This is a genomic window from Chryseobacterium jejuense (assembly GCF_900100075.1).
Lineage (GTDB): Bacteria > Bacteroidota > Bacteroidia > Flavobacteriales > Weeksellaceae > Chryseobacterium > Chryseobacterium jejuense.
This window is the reverse complement of the sequence record NZ_FNEG01000002.1, coordinates 45,775-61,592: the sequence shown is the minus strand read 5'-3', so window position 1 is coordinate 61,592 and position 15,818 is coordinate 45,775. Positions and strand designations below refer to the sequence as shown.

14 protein-coding genes are annotated in these 15,818 nt (G+C 35.1%); 13 read left to right on the top strand and 1 reads right to left on the bottom strand.

Annotated features, from left to right (window positions below; genetic code table 11):
- Nucleotides 1-94: 94 nt before the first annotated feature.
- The 4 genes from eno to BLS98_RS05835 all read left to right on the top strand — a co-directional run bounded on the left by eno (nt 95) and on the right by BLS98_RS05835 (nt 6,282).
- Entirely contained in the window at nt 95-1,387 is a 1,293-nt protein-coding gene (eno, locus tag BLS98_RS05850; RefSeq protein WP_045491082.1) for a phosphopyruvate hydratase, read from the top strand.
- Nucleotides 1,388-1,471: 84 nt separating this feature from the next.
- On the top strand, nt 1,472-2,758 hold the full coding sequence (locus BLS98_RS05845; protein ID WP_089734577.1) for a citrate synthase: 1,287 nt from the start codon (nt 1,472-1,474) through the stop codon (nt 2,756-2,758).
- Nucleotides 2,759-2,963: 205 nt separating this feature from the next.
- On the top strand, nt 2,964-4,028 hold the full coding sequence (locus BLS98_RS05840; protein ID WP_089734575.1) for a helix-turn-helix domain-containing protein: 1,065 nt from the start codon (nt 2,964-2,966) through the stop codon (nt 4,026-4,028).
- A gap of 79 nt (nt 4,029-4,107) precedes the next feature.
- A complete protein-coding gene (locus tag BLS98_RS05835) occupies nt 4,108-6,282 on the top strand; it encodes a TonB-dependent receptor domain-containing protein (RefSeq protein WP_089734573.1) in 2,175 nt (724 codons plus the stop codon).
- A gap of 36 nt (nt 6,283-6,318) precedes the next feature.
- Here the strand turns inward: BLS98_RS05835 and BLS98_RS23215 are convergent, their stop codons facing one another.
- The gene (locus BLS98_RS23215; protein WP_164464413.1) at nt 6,319-6,477 is read right to left on the bottom strand and encodes a hypothetical protein; all 159 of its coding nucleotides are present in this window, start codon (nt 6,475-6,477) and stop codon (nt 6,319-6,321) included.
- A 973-nt stretch (nt 6,478-7,450) separates the two neighbouring features.
- On the opposite strand from BLS98_RS23215, the gene BLS98_RS05830 reads away from it, so the two are divergent.
- From BLS98_RS05830 to BLS98_RS05790, 9 genes are all read left to right on the top strand, one after another.
- On the top strand, nt 7,451-8,365 hold the full coding sequence (locus tag BLS98_RS05830; protein WP_089734571.1) for a dimethylarginine dimethylaminohydrolase family protein: 915 nt from the start codon (nt 7,451-7,453) through the stop codon (nt 8,363-8,365).
- An 82-nt stretch (nt 8,366-8,447) separates the two neighbouring features.
- Entirely contained in the window at nt 8,448-9,371 is a 924-nt protein-coding gene (gene ctlX, locus BLS98_RS05825; protein WP_089734569.1) for a citrulline utilization hydrolase CtlX, read from the top strand.
- Between the two features lie 20 nt (nt 9,372-9,391).
- Complete coding sequence (locus BLS98_RS05820) at nt 9,392-9,751, top strand: S-adenosylmethionine decarboxylase family protein (protein ID WP_089734567.1); 360 nt, start codon at nt 9,392-9,394, stop codon at nt 9,749-9,751.
- Between the two features lie 44 nt (nt 9,752-9,795).
- The gene (locus tag BLS98_RS05815) at nt 9,796-11,217 is read left to right on the top strand and encodes a DUF4178 domain-containing protein (RefSeq protein ID WP_228425457.1); all 1,422 of its coding nucleotides are present in this window, start codon (nt 9,796-9,798) and stop codon (nt 11,215-11,217) included.
- A gap of 3 nt (nt 11,218-11,220) precedes the next feature.
- Nucleotides 11,221-11,412 (top strand): hypothetical protein, encoded by a 192-nt coding sequence (locus tag BLS98_RS05810; RefSeq protein ID WP_228425455.1) that lies wholly within the window; start codon nt 11,221-11,223, stop codon nt 11,410-11,412.
- A 12-nt stretch (nt 11,413-11,424) separates the two neighbouring features.
- Nucleotides 11,425-11,640, top strand: coding sequence for a DUF350 domain-containing protein (locus BLS98_RS05805; protein WP_045491052.1), 216 nt, complete (start codon nt 11,425-11,427; stop codon nt 11,638-11,640).
- The gene (locus BLS98_RS05800) at nt 11,633-13,147 is read left to right on the top strand and encodes a polyamine aminopropyltransferase (protein ID WP_089734563.1); all 1,515 of its coding nucleotides are present in this window, start codon (nt 11,633-11,635) and stop codon (nt 13,145-13,147) included. The genes BLS98_RS05805 and BLS98_RS05800 overlap by 8 nt, the downstream gene beginning before the upstream one ends.
- Before the next feature lie 85 nt (nt 13,148-13,232).
- Complete coding sequence (locus BLS98_RS05795) at nt 13,233-14,711, top strand: NAD(P)/FAD-dependent oxidoreductase (protein WP_228425453.1); 1,479 nt, start codon at nt 13,233-13,235, stop codon at nt 14,709-14,711.
- 39 nt (nt 14,712-14,750) lie between these two features.
- Nucleotides 14,751-15,773, top strand: a complete 1,023-nt coding sequence (locus BLS98_RS05790; protein WP_089734559.1) for a hypothetical protein — start codon at nt 14,751-14,753, stop codon at nt 15,771-15,773.
- Nucleotides 15,774-15,818 lie beyond the last annotated feature (45 nt).

Sequence of the window (15,818 nt, the reverse complement as noted above, 5' to 3'; positions counted from 1 at the left end):
AAAATTTAACTTCGATTTATTTCAAAAAGATCCACCGAAATACCCCTAAAAGTTAAATTTTGATTAAATTTGTCTAAACTAAAAAAAATAAAAAATGAGTGCAATTTCTTACATAGAAGCAAGACAGATTTTAGATTCTAGAGGTAATCCTACCATTGAAGTGGATGTATTTACAGAAAACGGTGCTATGGGTCGTGCAGCTGTTCCTTCAGGAGCATCTACAGGAGAACATGAAGCCGTAGAACTACGTGACGGAGGTTCAGAATACCAAGGAAAGGGAGTTTTGAAAGCTGTTGAAAATGTAAAAGAAGTAATTGCAGAGAATTTAGTTGGACAGCCGGTTTTTGAACAAAACTATATCGATCAGATCATGATTGAGCTTGACGGTACCCCTAACAAAGGAAATTTAGGAGCTAATGCAATCCTTGGTGTTTCTTTAGCAGTAGCAAGAGCTGCCGCTGCAGAACTGGGAATGCCTCTATACAAATATGTAGGTGGTGTAAATGCAAATACACTTCCTGTTCCAATGATGAATGTAATCAACGGTGGATCTCACTCTGATGCTCCTATTGCATTCCAGGAATTTATGATTATGCCGGTAAAAGCTGATTCTTTCTCTCACGCATTGAGAAAAGGAACAGAAATTTTCCATAACCTGAAATCAATCCTTAAAGGAAGAGGTCTTTCTACAGCAGTAGGAGATGAAGGAGGTTTTGCTCCAACTTTCAACGGAACTGAAGATGCTTTGGATACCTTACTTCAGGCGATCGAAAAAGCAGGATATAAGCCTGGTGACGATATTATGTTGGCATTAGACTGTGCTGCTTCAGAATTCTATAAAGACGGAACTTACGATTACAGAAAGTTCGAAGGAGATAAAGGAGCTCACAGATCAAGAGAAGAGCAGGTTTCTTACCTTGCTGAATTAGCAGCTAAATATCCTATCATCTCTATCGAAGATGGTATGCAGGAAGATGACTGGGAAGGATGGAAAATGTTAACTGATAAAATCGGGGACAGAGTACAGCTAGTAGGTGATGATTTATTTGTAACTAATGTTGATAGATTATCAAGAGGAGTAAAAGAAGGAATTGCTAACTCAATCCTTGTAAAAGTAAACCAGATTGGTTCTCTTTCTGAAACAATGGCAGCTGTACAGATGGCTCAGAACAACAAATTCACTTCAGTAATGTCTCACAGATCTGGAGAAACTGAAGATTCTACCATCGCTGATTTAGCAGTAGCTATGAACTGTGGTCAAATTAAAACAGGTTCAGCTTCAAGATCAGACAGAATGGCAAAATACAACCAGTTGTTAAGAATTGAAGAAGCTCTAGGTGAAACTGCAATTTTCCCAGGTTTAGAAGCATTTAAAATTAAAAGATAATTGAATTTATAAATAACGGCAAGCGATAATTTTTGTTTGCCGTATTTTATGGAAAGTGGTATATTTAAAAAAAATAAATAAATAATGTCAGACAACAAAGTAATATTGAATTACGACGGTAATTCTTATGAATATCCAATCGTGGATAGTACTATCGGAGACAGAGGGATTGATATTTCGAAATTAAGAGACCAGACAGGTTTAATCACTCTGGATTTAGGTTACAAAAATACAGGAGCTACTATTAGCGACATCACTTACTTAGACGGAGATAAAGGAGAATTATTCTACAGAGGTTATCCAATTGAGCAAATTGCTGAAAAATCTAACTTCACAGAAGTAATGTATCTTTTATTACATGGAGAATTACCTACTCAGGATCAATTTACTTCTTTCGACAACAACATTAAAAAATATAACTTCATCGCAGACGAAATGAAAAAAATCATTGATGTTTTTCCTCGTTCTGCTCACCCTATGGGAGTTTTATCTTCTATGACTTCTGCTTTAACAGCTTTCAACCCGAAGGCAGTTAATGTAAACTCTAAAGAAGAAATGGATCACGCTGCTGAGCTTATGATCGCTAAGTTCTCTCACCTTTGTGCTTGGACGTACAGAAAAACTCAAGGTTTACCATTAAACCACGGAGATAACAACCTAAGCTACGTAGAAAACTTCTATAAAATGGCATTCAGATTACCAAATGCTGATTTCGAAATGGATCCGGTAGTTGTAAATGCTTTAGATAAATTATTAATCCTTCATGCTGACCACGAGCAAAACTGTTCTACTTCTACAGTAAGAATGGTAGGTTCTGCTCACACAGGTCTTTTCGCTTCTATCTCTGCTGGAGTATCTGCACTTTGGGGACCACTTCATGGTGGTGCAAACCAGGCTGTAATCGAAATGCTTGAGCTTATCGAAAAAGATGGTGGTGACGTATCTAAATATGTTGCTAAAGCGAAAGATAAAAATGATAGCTTCCGTCTAATGGGATTTGGACACAGAGTTTACAAAAACTTCGACCCAAGAGCGAAAATTATCAAGAAAGCTGCTGATGATATCCTTACATCATTAGGAATCCAGGATAAAGCTCTTGACATTGCAATGCAGTTAGAAAGAGTAGCTCTTGAAGATGAATACTTCATTGAAAGAAAACTATATCCAAACGTAGACTTCTATTCAGGTATCATCTACAGAGCGTTAGGAATTCCTACAGAAATGTTTACAGTAATGTTTGCATTAGGAAGACTTCCAGGATGGATTTCTCAGTGGAAAGAAATGAGATTGAAAGGAGACCCAATCGGAAGACCAAGACAGGTTTACCAAGGTGCTCAGGAAAGAAACTACATCGATATCGCAAGCAGATAATATTTGCTTCTATCATATCAAAACCCAAAGCTTGCTTTGGGTTTTTTTGTTTTCTGATTGAAAAAAATATATTTGCTATTCAATAGGGGTGGTTTTAACCAAAATTTAAAATAACAATAAAAAAATATTTATCTTGTTGAAATCGAATTCAATAAATGATTAAATTTACTCTTGCAGAATATAAAAAAATAAAAATTAGTAAATCATGACCTTTGGACAACAGCTGTTATTTTTCTTTAGTGCTGTAGGAGCTTTCAATGGGCTCTTGCTGGGGATTTACCTGTTGTTTATCAAAAAGCTGAAATACTTGCCGGATTTTTTCTTAGGACTTCTTTTATTGATGTTAAGTACAAGAGTTGGGATTTCAGTATGTATGTATTTCTATCCTGACCTGCCAAGGATTATTCCACATTTGGGGTTATCAGCATTGTTTTTTACAGGACCAGCTTTATATTATTACATAAGATCTTCCTTTCAACAGAACCAATTTGATGTGAGGAATTGTAGGAAAGTATTCGGAATCCTGACGCTTATTTTGGGAGCTGTCGGATTACTATATTTATTTTTTCCGGTTACCTGGGAAAATTATTTTGGAACTTTTATCTATACTGCTTGGTCGGTATTTGTATTTATTACGGTGTATCAATACTATATTTTTTCAAAACAGAAGATTGTAAGTCACAATAAATTTGTTCTTCCGGTTCTGTTGAGTAATGTTATTATATTTTTGACCTATCAGCTGATTTCTACAGGTTGGATACAGGTCTACTGTGCGGGAGGAAGTTTGGTTTTTTCGTTCGTTCTGTATGCTAACTTTTTAATTTTATTCAATAAAAAATATCATCAGGTTGCTGTAAAAGAAACCAATAACAGGTATTCTAATAAAAAGATTTCAGAAGAGCAGGCAGATAATTTTGTTTCCAGATTAGAAAGACTCATGGAGACTGAAGAACTCTATAAAAATGCCAATCTTAAATTAAGTGATCTTGCTTCCCGAATGAATATGTCTGCTCATCAGCTTTCCCAACTGTTGAATGATAATTTAGGAAAAAGTTTTTCCATTTACATCAATGAGTACAGGATTAATGAAGCCTGTGAAAAAATAGAAAATGGTTCCTATTTGAAAATTGAAGAGATTGGTTATGAAGTAGGATTTAATTCTAAATCCACTTTCTTTTCAACATTCAAAAAAATAAAAAATACAACACCACTTTTATACAAGCAGTCACAAATCCTTACTGAGCCAAGGTTTCAGAGTTCAAATTTATAATTTCGTACTGCGGAATTTATATTTCAAAACCTTATTTTTAGGATAAGCCAATACTTTTGACTTCATAAAATTAAAAATTATGATTGTCAAATTATGGCTCTTGTTATTGCTGCTATTCTTATCTTTCTTGGGAAAAGCTCAGGATATTGCAAAAAGGAAAGAGGCAGATTCACTTGCAGAGATTAAAACGCCTACAACATCTATTTCTGAAGTAGTTCTTCAGTCTGCTTCACGAAAAATAAAGCTCAATGATGGAAACTTGGTAATGGCCGTTTCCGGAAATAAAGATTTTAAAACTTCAACCCATCTTCTCGATGTTCTGAGAAAAACTCCAGGTGTTTCTGTGGATCAGGAAGACGGAATTTTTATTGGTGGAAGAACTACTCCGGCTATTTTCATTGACGGAAAACAAATGGTTATGAGTAATCAGGAGTTGCAGGCCTATTTAAGATCGTTATCCCCAGAAATGGTAGAATCTATAGAAGTGAATACCAATCCTTCTTCAAAATATGATGCAGAATTTAAAGGGATTATTGAAATAAGATTAAAAAAGAATGTAAATCTAGGTTTGAAAGGCAGTTACAATGGAAATATATATGCCAATAAATTCAGCTACAGGGAAAATACATTCAATATTTCTTACAATACAGGAAAAGCAACTTACAATGTTCAGGCAGGACTTAATGATGGGATTTCAACGTATCGATATAATGCTTTGCAGCATTTGGCCAATACCAATATCATGAGAACTCATACTTATCAGGAAGATCAGGGGAAAGTTTATAGCATTCAGGCAGGAGCCGATTTTAAATTAAATGATAAAAACAGGCTGGGCTTCAATCTAAGAGGTAATTTCAGGACGAATGACCGCCTCCGAAACGGATCTCTCTATGCTGTTGCTAAGAATGAATCTCAAACAATCTTTAATACAATCAGTGAAAACCCAATACATTACAATCAGGATAATTATGGAGTAACAGCTGATTATTCCTTTCTGAATAAAGGATTTAAGCTTAATATTTTGGGAAACTATCTCTCTGTGAAAAACATGCAGCAGGATCATTTTATCAATAAAGATAAATCTTCTTCTGAAGTATTGTCCTACTGGAAATCTGATATGTTTAATAAGATTGATATTTATGCAGGGCAGATAGATGCTTCTCAGAAAATAGGAAATGCAGATATAGAAGCAGGCTTTAAGTACAGTAATTCGGTTACTAATAATAATATCAGATATGATACTTTATCTGTAAACAATCAGTTTATTTTTGATCCTACAAGAAGCAATGTTTTCACTTACAAAGAAAATATAATAGCAGGTTATCTGGCATACAGACAAAAGTTTGAAAAGTTTCAGATCAATGCGGGATTAAGGGTTGAAAACACGCGAAGTATTTCAGATGCCATTACTGTGAACTCTGTTGTTTCGAGAAATTATCTTGAATGGTTACCTTCTTTAAGTCTCAATTATACTTTTAATAAATCCAGTGAGTTTTCCCTTTCTTACAGCAGGAAAATAACAAGACCCGTTTTCTCTCAACTTAATCCCTTTCGGTTTTATTTCAGTCCTTTGAATTACTGGATAGGAAATCCTTATCTGCAACCTTCCTTTACCAGTCAGATTAAAGCAGCTTATCGTTATAAAAGCTGGGTGATGAGCTTGACGGTTGGAAAAGAAAAAGATGTAATGACTCGTTATCCGCTGTACAATCCGGAGACGAATGTATTAGAATACCTTGGAACCAATCTTCCCTACAGGAATTTTGCCATTCTTGAAACGAGTTTTCCTGTGAAAATGACAAAATGGTGGAATATGACGACCCAGATCACAGGATATTATAACTATGAATTAAGACCTTATCTGGATGAGGTTTTCGCTCTTAACATTTATAATTACGAAGTAAGAATGAACCACTCATTTTCGTTGCCAAAAGGAGTTACGATGAATGTTTTTGCCAATTATGAATCCAGAACAGGAAATAGCCTTTACATCATAAAACCGAGGTATACAGTAGATGTGTCTGTTCAGAAATCATGGTTTGATAATAAGCTCAATACAAAAATAGGCTATAATAATATCTTTGATTCCTACGATCAGCATTTAGAATTCCGCCATAAACAGATTATGAATAACCGATTTACCCATTGGTGGGACAGCAGCCGTCTGGTTCTTGCATTAAGCTATAATTTTGGAAGTTCGAAATATCAAGTAAAAGAAATGCAGAAAACAGAAGAAGAAAACAGAGCCAGATAAAAGAAAACCTGCTTTTTAAAAGCAGGTTTAATATTCTTATGGGCAAACGCAGTTACCACATGTCCAGATTCTGCAGCTGCCATCTTCATTCCACTCGCAGCAGTATCTTTCTCTGTTTATTCCACCGATTACCGATTTTTGTTGCTCTCTTCCTAATTTTTGTGCATTTTTCAGCACAGGATTTTTCTTGTTCATGATTTTGTTATTTTTGATGTTAATAGATAGTTAAGTTTTGATTTTTTATGGGCATTGACATCTATCACAAGTGTAGAGCGTGCATTTTCCTGACGGATCCCATTCACAGCATCTTTTGCCTGCTGAGATTCCTATTCCACCTACTACTGATTTCTGTTGCTCTCTTCCTAATTTTTGTGCGTTTTTTAGCACAGGATTTTTCTTGTTCATGATTTTGATTTTTTGATGTTGATAGTTAAGTTTTAAACAATATAATTTAACGATAAATTATATCACTAATATATGACTTTATTTTGTTTAAAAAAGAATTTTTTATTATTATGTATGTGAAATTAAACAAGTTGTATTGTATTAAATAGAATTTCAACAATTTTTTATCATAAAATAAAGAGGATAGAGTACGACTCAGAAAGGTGAAATTGAAAGTTACTGTTACAAAAACCCTTGTACATATAATTGGATGTAGGCTCATTAAAAAAGCCGTCTCAAAATTCATGAAACGGCTTTCTCAATATTTTATGGACAGCCACATTTGTTGCATATCCAGAGCATGCATAATCCTGTTACATCATTCCATTCACAGCATTTTCTGGGACCGGTGAATTCACCTCCGATAATAAATTTTTGTTGGTCTCTTTCTAATTTTCGTGCGTTTTTCAGCACAGGATTTTTCTTGTTCATGACTTTGTTTGTTTTGATGTTAATAGTAAAGTTTTTGAATTATAATTCCGCGAAAATTATATCACTAATGTAGGATATTGAATTGTAAAAAAAATCTTTTTTTTCGTTCTTATGTAGATGAAATGTAGTAGGTTGTAGATGTTTTTGTATGCTTTACACTGCGGTTTGTTGGATAGGGGGAGAATTTCGCTAAAAGAAGGAGTCTGTGAAGGGCGAATTTCAGACATAAAATAATCCAAAAATTTTCTAGATAGAGACCTTTACTTATATTTGTAGTATTGCATAAATCTTTATGAGACTAAACATTAAAAACGAAACGGGTAGGCTGAGATCAGTAGTTCTAGGCCAGCCTAATTCACTGGGAGCTGTTCCCACACTAGAGGAAAGTTATGACGCTAAGTCATATTACTCAATCGAACACAACATTTATCCTAAAGAAGAGGATATCATTAATGAAATGAACGCTTTTGAAGCGGTGTTAAAAAAGTATGACGTTGAAGTACTTCGTCCAAGCATTATTCAAGATTACAATCAGGTTTTTTCAAGAGACGTTGCCTTTGTAATTGATGATAAGATGATTATTTCCAACGTAATTGCAGACAGAGCTGACGAACAGGAAGCATACAAAAGTGTTTTTGAAAAAGTAGCTTGGAGAAAAATTATAAACCTTCCGGAAACAGCTCATATCGAAGGTGGAGATGTGATCGTATGGAATGATTTTATTTTCATCGGAACCTGCTTCAGCGAAGATTACAGAAACTATAAAACGGCAAGAACCAACGAATATGCCATCGAGATTTTAAAAGAATATTTTCCTAAGAAAAGAATCATCGACCTTGAATTAAAAAAGAATGATAAAATTCCTTTTGAAGGGATTCTACATTTAGATTGTACTTTCAACCCGATAGGAGAAGACAAATGTATCATCTACAAAAACGGATTCGTAGACGAAAGCGATTATCGTCTTATCATCGATATTTTCGGAGAAGAAAACTGTTTCCACATCAATGATGAAGAAATGTTTGAAATGTTCCCGAATATTTTCTCTATTTCTCCCGATGTTGTAGTCTCCGACAAAGCATTTACAAGAATGAATAACCATTTAAGAAATGAATGGGGAATGACTGTAGAAGAAATTCCTTACAGGGAAATTTCTAAAATGGGAGGTCTATTAAGATGTTCTACAATGCCACTTGTAAGAGAGTAATTGAGTTGTAGAGTTATAGTGTAGGAGAGTTTTAGAGTGGGAGATAATCTTTCAATCTTTTAATTTTTTAATTCAAAAAATCATGCAAACAACAGATACAGTATTAATGATAGAACCGATTGCATTCGGTTATAACGCAGAAACTGCGAAAAACAATTACTTTCAGATAGAACAGACAGGTTCAGATATTCAGTCAAAAGCTTTGGCAGAGTTCAATACTTTTGTTGGGAAGCTGAGAGAAAAAGGAATCAATGTTATTACCATAAAAGATACACTGGATCCTCATACACCGGATTCCATTTTCCCTAATAACTGGGTAAGTTTCCACAAAGACGGAAAAGTGGTTTTATATCCGATGTTCGCTTCCAACAGAAGAGTGGAAAGAAGAGATGATATTCTTGAAAACATCAAAGGTCAGGGATTTGATATTGCTGAAATTGATGACTGGTCATTTCCTGAAACCCAAGGCCATTTCCTTGAAGGAACAGGAAGTATGATCTTCGATCACGACAATAAAATTGCTTATGGTTCTGTTTCTTTGAGATTAGATGAAAGCTTATTCAGAGAATTCTGTGCAAAATATGGTTTTACGCCGGTAGTTTTTCATTCTTATCAGACTGTAGGTACAGAAAGACTTCCTATTTATCACACCAATGTTATGATGTGTGTGGCAGATAAATTCGTAGTGATTTGCCTTGATTGTATTGATGATGAACTGGAAAGAGAAAAGGTGATTGAAACCATCAAAAATTCAGGAAAAGAAATTGTTGAAATTTCAGAAGAGCAGATGCAGCAGTTTGCAGGAAATATGCTTCAGGTTCAGAATAAAGAAGGAGAAAAATTCCTTGTGATGAGCCAGACTGCCTACCAATCTTTAAACCCGGAACAGGTAGCTGCTATTGAAAAGTATTGTGGAATTATTTATTCCGATTTAAACACTATTGAAGTAAACGGAGGTGGAAGCGCAAGATGTATGCTTGCAGAAGTTTTTCTTCCAAAAAAATAATATATTTACGAAAAAATTAATTGAACCCATTATCAAATAAAGGTTTACATATTCTTCTGACTTTGGAAACAGAGTCAGAAGATTTGTTATTAGACAGCACAGGTTTTCTTGCCTTCACAGAAAGTATTCTGAAAACCAAAGAAGTAGAGATTGTAGGAATTACCAATCACGTTTTTGAGAATCATAGTTTCACTTCGGCAGTGTGCCTTAAAGAATCCCATCTCTGTATTCATACATGGCCGGAATTTAAACAGCTTACCTTCGATGTTTTTCTTTGTAATTATACTCAGGATAATACCGCCAAAGTAGAGCAGATTGCAGATGAGGTTGTTCAATATTTTAAAGCTAATACCATTCAGAAACACAAAATTTACAGATAAAAATGGATCACATTTGTCCTCTTTGCCGGACTAACAACAATGAAATGGCTATAGATTTTACCATTGAAGAGTTTATTTGCAGCCATTGTAAAAATCTTATTACCGTAGGACAGTCTACCCAAAGAAAGATTGTTAAAAAACCTGTGGAAAACGTTGCTTTGGAAGTTGGCGGTAAAGGAGTTCTTTATGGAACAGAGTACTGGGTGATTAATATTGTTATTAAGAAATACGGCTTAGATACCTTTTGGCGAGAATATTCATTAAAAGACAAGGCCGGAAACAATGTATACCTTAGTGAAAGTGATGGGCATTGGGTTTTTCTTCGTCCCGTAGATTTTGCTTTTAAAGAATTCAAATATTATGCTGAAGCAAATGGCAAGAATTACAGATGGTATGAAACTACCCCTTGTACAGTGTATGCCGCTACCGGTTTTTTTGAAGATAAACTACAGTTTGGACTGGCTACTTACAAAGAATATGTAAATGGAACTGAAATGATCTCCCGTGAGGAATATGGGAAATCAGTGCAGTTTTTCAAAGGAAATCATATTTCAAGGTCTGAAATTAAAAAAGCATTTGGCGTTACAGATATGCCTTACCGCTCCGGAACCGGAATTGTTCAGCCATTTTATTATAATGTTAAGCAATGTACCAATATTATGGCAATTACGGCCTTATTGATATGTGCTTTGCAGTTGTATGTGGTAACCTCAAGAAGTAATCAGACGGTCTTTGAGCAGAACATCAATTTTGCCGATGTTACGGATAAAGAAGTGGTGAGTAAAAGTTTTACTCTTTCAGGCGGTTCTGCACCATTAAAAGTACATGCATTTTCTGATGTGGATAACTCCTGGGCGAGTGTTGGGCTCAGTCTTGTGAATGAGAAAACCAACGAAGTGATTTATGCTTCTAAGGATATTGAAAAGTATTCCGGATATGAAGACGGAGAAAGCTGGAGCGAAGGAAGTCAGTCAGAAGATTTCAACTTATGTGGAATTCCTGCAGGAACTTATCATTTTCTGATCTCGGCAGAAAAAGAAGGCGGAACTACAGATCCCTTTAAATTGGGCTATAGACCTCAGAATGCAGATTTTTCAATTCTTAAAAATAATGAAGGAGGTTTCTCGCTCAAAAATGATAAAGATCAAACAATCAGGACCTATAATGACCTGGAAGTTTTAACAAGTGAAATCATATTGAGGACCGGCCTTCAGAATACTATAAAAGAGACTGGAAAATTAGATTCTATACTTCTCAATATGACTCAGGAGTATGGTGATCCTGTCAATTTTGAGAAAAACCCAGCCGTAAATATTACAGCCACCTGGCTGCCGGTTTCCTTCTGGAATTTTGGGATTGTCCTGGTTTGTCTCATCCTATTTACAGTATTGAGCTATTGGATGAAACGTACTTTCGAATCAGGAAAATGGAGTAATAGTTCTAACTCACCTTATTCAAGCAATTAAACCATGGAAACAATAATCAATTATATCAAAAGCAACTTGCTGTTAGTGGCGATCGGAGGATTTTTTATGGGGTTGTTTGTTTATCTTACATTTACAGGAAATCAATTCTGCGATTGTGTAAAAACAGAAAAATATCGTGACGGAACTACAAAAAGCCATTCCAGAACAGGATTTTACAGATACTATCACAAATAAAAATTAAAAACTATGGACAATATCAATTTCTTACCAATATTAAACTCGGTTCTTTACTCATTTTTAGGAATCGCTATTCTGCTCGTATGCTATTTCATTATTGAAAAGCTTACTCCAGAAAAGACATGGCATGAGATTGCTCAAAATAAAAATATAGCGTTGGCTATTGTATTCGGAGCATTTATTATCGGAATTTCAATGATTATAAGCGCGGCAATTCATGGATAAGAAGAGGATCCCTCTTGAGCTGCTTTTATTATTTTCTGTATTTGTCATTGCGACATGTGGATTGATCTATGAACTGGTGGCGGGAGCATTGGCAAGTTATCTTTTAGGAGACTCTGTAAAGCAGTTTTCCTTTATTATTGGAGTTTACCTGTTTTCTATGGGAGTAGGTTCCTATCTGGCTAAATTCATTAAGGGAAACCTTATTGATAAATTCGTAGAAATCGAAATTCTGGTTGGAGTTGTTGGCGGGGTAAGCTCAGTGGTATTATTTGTTTTATTTAATACACTGGCGCATTTTGAAAGTGTGCTTTATCTTTTTGTTTTCTTCACAGGATGTTTGGTAGGCGTGGAAATTCCGCTTTTAATGAATATTTTGAAAGATAAAGTTCAGTTTAAAGACTTAGTTTCAAATGTATTCGCCTTTGATTATATTGGGGCTTTACTGGCCTCTATTCTTTTCCCTTTGGTTTTAATTCCGCAGTTGGGAATTGTAAAAACCCCGTTGTTTTTTGGGTTGATAAACATTTCCATTGCTATATTCTTATGCATTTATCTTAAGAAAGAATTATCAAAACCTTTCTTACTAAAAATAAAATCAATAGCAGCATTTATTTTGCTGGTTGGGCTTTTCGTCTTTTCAGATAAGATTTTGTCATATTCTGAAGAAAAACTTTATGGGGAAAACGTTGTCTATACAAAGAGTTCTCCTTATCAGAGAATTGTTTTAACAAGAAATAATAGGGAATTCAGGCTTTATTTAAACAATAACCTGCAGTTTTCATCAACCGATGAATATCGTTATCATGAAGCATTGGTACATCCGGCAATGTCAATGGCTAAAAATATTGATAATGTATTGATCTTAGGCGGTGGTGATGGTTTTGCAGTGCGCGAAGTCCTAAAATATAAAGAAGTGAAAAAGATTCAGCTTGTTGATCTGGATGGAGAAATGACAGATTTCTTCAAAACCAATGAAACCATGCGAAGACTAAATCAAAGTGCTTTGTCCAATCCAAAAGTGGAAGTTATCAACAAAGATGCTTACATCTGGGTAAAGGAAAACAAAAAGAAATTTGATGTCATCATTATAGACTTTCCGGATCCGTCCAATTACAGCTTAGGAAAACTGTATTCTCTGCAATTTTATAAAGAACTTGAAAGACTCACTACCCCGGATACCAAAATTGTAGTACAAACCACTTCTCCTTATTTTGCGCCGAAGTCTTTCTGGTGCATCGAGAAAACCCTTAACCAGATTTTTCCTTTTACTTCAGCATATCATACCTATGTTCCGTCATTTGGAGAATGGGGATTTTCCATGGCTTCCTTTGAGCCTGTGAATAATAAGACCTATAGAAGGCTTTCCAACTTGAAATATTATGATTATGATTTTTCAAAAATATCATATTTCAGCAAAGATATGAAAGTAAATGAAGTAGAAGTTAACCGTCTGGATAACCAGATATTAGTCCGTTATTTCGATGAAGAGTGGGGGAAAGTTCAGTAGAAAAGATTTCCTGAAAACAATAGTGTTGGGAGGATTGATGCTCCCTTTTCTGCAATATTGCGGAAGGAAGGTCAAATCTCTGCTATTGAAAATAACGGGAACGAACCATGTGCTGGGGCACCAATTATGGGCAAAAGATTTTCCACAATTTTCTGAAGTTATCCACACTAAGTATCTTGTGGTAGGGGGCGGAATCTCCGGGCTTTCGGCTTGCAGGTTTTTCAGTCAGCATGATGAGAATGATTATCTTTTGTTGGAAATGGAAGATCATTTAGGTGGAAATTCCTCTAATGGGCAGAATAAATTTTCAAAATTTCCACTGGGAGCCCATTATCTGCCTTTGCCCAATAAAGAAAATACAGAGATCATCGAATTTCTTACAGAGTGTGGTATCTGCCAGGGAACGGAGGAAAACGGAGAACCTATTTTGGATGAGTATCAGATGACTTTTCCACAACAGGAAAGGCTGTTTTATAAAAACTCATGGCAGAACGATATTGTTCCCCAAAAAGGAATTTCAACAGAAGTACAGAAAGAGCTTGATAGATTTTTTAAAATGATGGATGATTTCCGTCAAAAGAAAGATGCTCGGGGAAACTATTGGTTTGCAATTCCTGTTCATGATTCCAGCAGGGAAGATGAGGTTCGAAACCTTGAGAAAATTATTTTTAAAGATTGGTTACAACAACATAATTTTAAGTCTGAAGAACTTCTTTGGCTATTGGATTATTCCTGCAGAGACGATTACGGGTTAGGAATTGATTACGTTTCTGCCTGGGCTGGAATTCATTATTTTTCAGGCAGAAAAAACAACTGGAGTAAAAAATATAAGGATCAGGTATTCACATGGCCGGAAGGAAATGCTAAGCTAACTTGTTATCTTTCAAAGTATACGAAGGAAAAATTATTAACTAATAATTTAGTTTTTAATATTAAAGTTACTGATAAGGTTGAAATTTTAAGTTTTGACAATGCTCACAAGAAGACCAGAAAAATCATTGCAGATAAAGTTTTGTTTGCCACGCCAAAGTTTGTCAATGAAAGAATTTTTAGCAACCGAAAGGCTTCCTCATTTCATTATGTTCCCTGGTTATTAACAACCATTACTCTGAAAAATGAATTCGGGGGCGATGAAGAGCTTGCTTGGGATAATGTAATTTATGGATCATCCGGTTTAGGATATATTTTTGACCAGCATCAGAATATCAACCAAATTATGGGAGAAAAAGTAATTACTTACTATAAAAGCTTCTCTACAAATGATTGTAAAAAGGCAAGAAAGAAACTGTATTCCATGAAAGAAGCTGAACTTAAAAGTTTAGTTTTAGAGGATCTGAAGAAAGCTCATCCTTTGATTGAAGATTTTATCCTTGAAATGGAGTTTCATAAAATAGGGCATGCAATGATTGCTCCCGTTCCGGATCAGATTTTTGGAGACCGTGCAAAAGAAGCAAAAGAACCTATTGGTGGGAAAGTATTTTTTGCCCATTCTGATCTCTCAGGAATTTCTATTTTTGAAGAAGCTTTTTATCAGGGAATTAGAACAGCCAAAGAAATGCTATAATTGTTAGAACTGACAAGATGATATAATAAATATCCATTAATGAAACAACCTTGGATACATAGTGCAAAAACAGACTGGTGGTTTATTTTATCCCCACCTTTTTTGGTATTGCTGATTATTTTTCTTTTTCAGAAACAAATTCAGGGATTGGAAAACCATTATTCCTTTTATACATGGCTTTTCCTGATCGTTTTTGTAGATGTAGCGCATGTCTATTCCACTTTGTTTAAAACCTATTTTGTAAAAGCTGAAGTACAGAGAAGAAAGCTGCTGTATTTTGGGATTCCTATCATAAGCTGGTGTTTAGGAGTTGCTTTGTTTCAGTTGGGAAGTTTGACATTCTGGTCTGTACTGGCGCTGATTGCAGTTTTTCATTTTATCCGTCAACAGTACGGTTTTATGAGAATCTACGCTCGTTTTGAACCGGATAACTGGAGTAAGAAAATAGATGAGGTTGCAGTGTATGCGGCTACCATTTTTCCAATGTTATATTGGTTTCAGACCCCACGTGCCTTTACCTGGTTTGTGGATAATGAATTTACCTGGCTTAAAAATGTACCTAATTATATTGGAGGTCTTACGGTTCTGTATATTCTGATTGTAACAGTTTGGATCATCAAAACAATAGTAGGAGCTATAAAGACTAAAACCATCAACATTCCTAAAGTAGCACTCATTGTAGGAACTTTTCTTTCCTGGTATTTTGGAATCATATACTTTAACAACGATCTTCTTTTTACTTTTCTGAACGTAGTGTCTCATGGTATCCCCTATATTGCTCTGATCTATATCCGTGAGATTAAACAGAAAGATCAGCAGCAGCTAAACTGGATGCAGATTTTTAAATCATTTTCAGGGATCTTTTTATTTGTAGGAATCATTTTAGGGCTAGCTTTACTGGAAGAATTCCTGTGGGAAACTCTCGTGTGGAATGAGCACTTTTCATTAGATTTTGCAGTTTCCGAAAATCTGCTTCAATTTTTGGTTCCTCTATTAGTCGTTCCACAGCTTACTCATTATCTTCTGGATGGTTTTATCTGGAAGAAACAAAAAGAATCCTAATCATTTTTTTCATTGAAGAGAGAATAATTCTTGGAGGTTTCATTA